Origin of the sequence: Streptomyces sp. MnatMP-M17, from assembly GCF_900091995.1 — a bacterium.
GTDB lineage: Bacteria > Actinomycetota > Actinomycetes > Streptomycetales > Streptomycetaceae > Streptomyces.
Window position 1 is genome coordinate 1 of record NZ_FMDK01000505.1, and the last position, 4,825, is coordinate 4,825.

A 4,825-nucleotide genomic window follows, 5' to 3' on the forward strand; every position below is an offset into this window, starting at 1 on the left:
CGGTGGATCTCCGACCGACCGGCGGGCCCACCGGGCCCGCCGGGCGACATCGGGCGACATCGGGCCGCTTCGTTGCTCAACTCTCCGCGCGGGACGGCGGGTTGGCGTCCGCGGGCCGCCGTATCCGCAGGAGCGTCAGGACGGACGCCACCGCCGCGAGCGCGCACCAGGTGGAGAGGAACTCCAGCCGCCACAGCACCGCGCAGAGGAGCGCTCCGCACGCGACGACCGCGCCCAGCAGCCGTACGTGCGGGTCTCCGCCGAGCAGCAGCGATCCGAGAGTGGCGACGAGATAGCCCGCGACGACCAGAGGCGCGTACGGGACGTCGACGGCATAGCCGAGCGTGTGGCCACGGATCTCGGCCCGTACCGTCCGGGTGGCGAGGCAGTACGCGAGAACCGCCGCGGTCGCAGCTCCCGCGAGCAGCGGAACCGTCAGCCGGCGCCGTGCTTGTGGCGGTGCGGCGAGCAGTACGCCGAGCGGTACCCAGAGCGCCAGTACGGGCAGGGCGATCACGGCCCAGGCCAGAGTGGCCGGGCCGGTTCCGCCGCCATTGCGCCAGACGACGGACTCGATGCCCTGATGGACTCCCAGAAGCAGCGGCAGCGCGGCGAGCGGCAGCTCGCGGAGGTGCCGCACCCGCGCCACACAGACCGCCCCGACCATCGTGATCCCGGTGCCCGCCACGAGATCGGCCGTCGCGCTCCAGCACATGAGGCCACCCGGATCACTTGGAGGACTGCCAGGACTACCCAGAACCGATGAATCAGAACCGATGAATCGTCAGGTCGTGCGTGCGTCCGTGATCCGCTCCAGGCGGTAGTGGTCGGCGACGCATCCGGCCGGCCAGGGCCGTCGTCCCGGGCCGTAGAACGGTTCTGCCATCCCGCTGATCGGCAGTCGCGCGTACGGCAGGACCCGCGCGCCCTGTGCCGCCTCGGTGCGCAGCCGTAGATCCTGACGGTCCCAGCGCTCGGCCCTTACCCGCATGTCATGACCCAACTGGCCCAGCGGAAAGGCCAGTTGGAAGCACACCGCCATGCACACCGCCGCACAGGCCGCAGCCGTCACAGCCGATGGCCACGCCCGCCGTCCCCGTGCCCAGGCGCGTCCCAGCAGGGCGCCGACGCCCATGAGCAGCAGCACATACAGCAGGAGGTAGTCGTTCCAGGTGCGCGACGCGCCGGTCACCCGGGAGCCGAAGAGCGGATAGGCGATCACGGTGCAGAGGTATCCGGTGACAAGAAAGGTGAGGATGCCCGCGGAGACCAGAAGGACCGGCCGGCACGGCAGCAGCACCGGAGCACTCCCGGCCCCGCGTCCGGCCCCGGTCCCGGCCCGTGTCCGGGCCTTGGCCGACAGTCCGAGCAGCACTCCCACCGCGACCGCTCCCAGGTACTGCCATGTCGTCAGGACCGTGCCGAGGATTTCCAGGAACGCGCGCAGCGATCCCAGCAGCGCGTCGGGAGCGAGCGTCGCGGTGGTTTCCGCGCCGATGCGCTCACGGCGGTTGCGCGATCCAGGAGAGGTGAGCAGGACCAGTGTGCCGGTCGCCGTTCCGGCCAGGCCGGCCAGACACCAGGCGCGCGCGTATCTCCGTACCCGTACGGCGAAGGTGCTGCCGCTGAGCAGAAGAACGGCCGGGAGCACCACCAGCGCGACGACCGACGCCTCTTCCGAGAGTGTGCCGAGGAAGCATCCGGCCAGGAACGCGACGGCGACGGCGGCGGCCTTGGCCCTGCGCGAGCGTGCCCATCGGAGCGGAATCGCCGCCGCACAGGCCAGCACGGGCGCCACCGTGTGCGAGACGGCGGAGGCGGGCCAGTAGAACGTCTTGTAGGTGTTGGGAGTCGCGAACAGAAAGACCACCGTGACCGTCGACGCCACGAGCAGCGGAAGCCCGCGCGGTGCCGTCCGTCCCGTCGCGCGCAGCAGCAGACCGGTCACCGCCCACAGCACGCCCAGCATGACCACGGCGCTGACCGGAGCGAACCACTGATGGCCCGTGGGCCCGGACTTGGTGTAGAGCCCCACCAGCAGACCGTTGCCCACCCGTCCGTTGTCCACGGTATAGAACTTCTCGACCAGCCCGGAAATACCGTTGTCCCGCACCGTGGGCAGAAAACACCACTCGTCGGCACTGGGGCGGACATAACCGCCGAGCCATGAAGCAGTGCCGAGAAGAGCGAGCGGCAGCGGCAGGAGAACCATCACCCAGAATTTGATCGGCGAACGTACAAATGTTTCGCGGCCGTTGTCCGGTTCTTGGCGGGATTTCCCGTCCTGCTGTCTCGGGATGGCGACGCTCGAAGCGCCCGCGGCCATGTGCACCACTGCCTTTCGCCTGTGATTCGAACCGTCGTCGGCACGTCGGCCGGACAAGGTGGCCGGAATCAGCCCTCCGAGCGCGCCTGTCCGACGGACGTCGCGGACGGGCGGCCACGCACGGACGCGCGGGATTCGTCCGTCTCCCGTACCACATAGTGCGGACGGCGCTTCGCCTCGTGATAGATCCGCCCCACGTATTCACCGATGACGCCGAGCGTCGCGAGCTGGATTCCGCTGAGCGCCACAATGGCCGTCATCAGCGTGGTGAAACCGGGCGCGTCGACTCCGTTGAGTGCGACATTCGCGATGATCCAGAAGGCGTAGAGAAGCGCGGAGAGAAAGAGCCAGAGGCCGGTGTGGATCGCCAGACGCAGCGGACGGCTGTTGAAGGAGAGCAGTCCGTCGATGCCGTAGTTCAGCAGATTCCGGCCGCCCCATTTGGATGTTCCGGCGGCCCTTTGCATATTGCGGTAGGTGAAGCTCACGGTCTCGAAGCCGATCCAGGAGAAGATCCCTTTGGAGAACCGGTTGCTCTCCGGCAGCGCCAGCACACTGTTGACCGCGTGACGCGACAGAAGTCTGAAGTCCCCTGCTCCGTCGACCACTTGGACATCCATGCAGCGGCGTACCAGTCGGTAGTAGAGGCGGCTGAGCGCCGTGCGCAGGGCGCCTTCGCCCGCCCGGTCGCGTTGTGCCACCACCTGGTGGTAACCGTGCCGGTGCAACTCCAGCATGCGGGGCACGAGCTCGGGAGGATGCTGGAGATCCGCGTCCATCAGAACCACGGCTTCGCCCCGGGACATACGCAGACCGGCGAGCATGGCGGCTTCTTTACCGAAATTACGGCTGAACGAGGTGTAGCGGACCCGTGGATCGTTTCCGGCGAGTTCGCGCAGTCGTTGTCTGGTCCGGTCCTCGCTGCCGTCGTCCACATAGCAGATCTCAAACGTCTGCCCGGTCGGTTCGAGGGCGGTGACCAATGCGGTGTGAAAGGCCACGATCACCTCGCTCTCATTGAAACACGGTACGACGATTGATACCTGAAGCATGGCCATCCCATTCCATGTCCCGTGATACGGGTGTTCGATCTGCGTCGGCCTCGATGAAATGCCCACCGTTCAGCGAGTGTTGTCGGGAGCGATTGCCTTGTGATCCGCACCATAGAATTTATCGATCTGCCTCTCAAGCGTCACGGCGGCATGGCGTCCATCCCGCTGAGACGTTTCTTCGGGATCGGGGCGACGTCCCGGACGGATGTGCTTCGTTGTCGATCGGTGTCGGTCGGAGGGCTAGGTGTCACGCCCCGTAGGCGCTACCGTCGGATGGTCGAATGCGCTCCCGCGACGTTGTGACCTTCGGCACAGTCGAGGTCCCGGACGCAGAGCTTGCATTTCATGGGCATGACAGCGCGATATCGCGCACGTGAGCCCTGGATGGCGTCCTTGAAAAACGTCCCTTTGCTGTCGGCTCATCGAAAATCTTCCACTGCGCAAAGTGATTGTGCATCAACACAGTGTCACGAGTCGCGCAGTGTGACCGTTTGACCCCGAGGAAGCCGGGCCAGTTAACTACCCGCGAGTTAGCTACCCGCCGGTCAACCCCCCACTTGATTCGGGAGACTTCATGCCGATGCCGGAACCCGGCGTGTCCATCGAGTTCTCGCTGACACACTCGGTCATCGTCGTCAATCCCCTGCACCGGCCCTCGCCACGGCTGACGGCCGTCGCCGCCCGGACGGGCGCGATCGGCGTGCTGGAACTGTCCCTCGATGATCCACGCGATGTCGCCGACACACTCGACCGCACCTGCCGCTGGTCGTCGCTGCCCTTCGGAGTCCGGATACGGCCCGGCTGCACCGTGGCCGTCACCGATCTGCCCGATCCGGTGGACACCGTCCTGCTGGCGGATCCCGGGCGCTCGCCCGCCGAGTTCGCCGGCCGTCGTGTCCTGGTGGAGGTGACGGACCTCGCGGGCGCCCTGCGCGCCGTCGCCGACGGAGCCTCGGGCCTGATCGTCCGCGGCGCCGAAAGCGGTGGCCGCGCGGGCGAGTTGAGCACCTTCGTGCTGTTGCAGCAGGTACTGGCCGACCCGTCGGTCACCGTGCCCGTCTGGGCGTGCGGCGGTATCGGGCCCCATACGGCCGCCGCCGCGGTCGCCGGAGGCGCGGCCGGTGTCGTACTGGACACCCAGCTCGCGCTGTACGACGAGGCAGGGCTGCCCGCGGAGATCACCGCCGCGCTCACCGGGCTCGACGGCTCGGAGACCGTTCTGCACCACGGAACGCGCGTGCTCCGCCGCCGTGGCCCCGGTGCTCCCGAACTTCCCGGGGATCCGGCCGAGTTCGCGGCCAGGATCGGCAGTGACGATCTGCGGACCCAGTTCCTGCCGGTCGGTCAGGACGCCTTCCTCGCCGCCACGTTCGCCCAGCGCTGGGCAACCATGGGCGAGGCCGTCCGCGGTGTCCGGGCGGCGATGACCGCCGCCGTGGCGGACGAC

The 4,825-nt window shown here is 67.9% G+C and carries 4 protein-coding genes; 1 reads left to right on the forward strand and 3 read right to left on the reverse strand.

Annotated features, from left to right (window positions below):
* Positions 1-76 precede the first annotated feature (76 nt).
* The 3 genes from GA0115259_RS22325 to GA0115259_RS22335 form a co-directional block, all read right to left on the reverse strand.
* Positions 77-715, reverse strand: coding sequence for a DUF6629 family protein (locus GA0115259_RS22325; protein ID WP_093600087.1), 639 nt, complete (start codon positions 713-715; stop codon positions 77-79).
* Positions 716-784: 69 nt separating this feature from the next.
* Positions 785-2,212 carry a DUF6056 family protein gene (locus GA0115259_RS22330; protein WP_237540328.1) on the reverse strand — a complete coding sequence of 476 codons (1,428 nt, stop codon included), beginning with the start codon at positions 2,210-2,212 and terminating at the stop codon, positions 785-787.
* A 182-nt stretch (positions 2,213-2,394) separates the two neighbouring features.
* Complete coding sequence (locus GA0115259_RS22335; protein WP_093600093.1) at positions 2,395-3,378, reverse strand: glycosyltransferase family 2 protein; 984 nt, start codon at positions 3,376-3,378, stop codon at positions 2,395-2,397.
* A 574-nt stretch (positions 3,379-3,952) separates the two neighbouring features.
* Between GA0115259_RS22335 and GA0115259_RS22340 the strand changes: the two genes are divergently transcribed.
* Positions 3,953-4,825, forward strand: an 873-nt coding sequence (locus GA0115259_RS22340) for a nitronate monooxygenase (protein WP_237540329.1), incomplete at its 3' end; no start/stop codon positions are given.

Coding starts and splice junctions, on each gene's coding strand:
- GA0115259_RS22325 (WP_093600087.1), bottom strand. CDS start 715: ATGTGCTGGAGCGCGACGGCCGATCTCGTGGCGGGCACCGGGATCACG.
- GA0115259_RS22330 (WP_237540328.1), bottom strand. CDS start 2,212: ATGGTTCTCCTGCCGCTGCCGCTCGCTCTTCTCGGCACTGCTTCATGG.
- GA0115259_RS22335 (WP_093600093.1), bottom strand. CDS start 3,378: ATGCTTCAGGTATCAATCGTCGTACCGTGTTTCAATGAGAGCGAGGTG.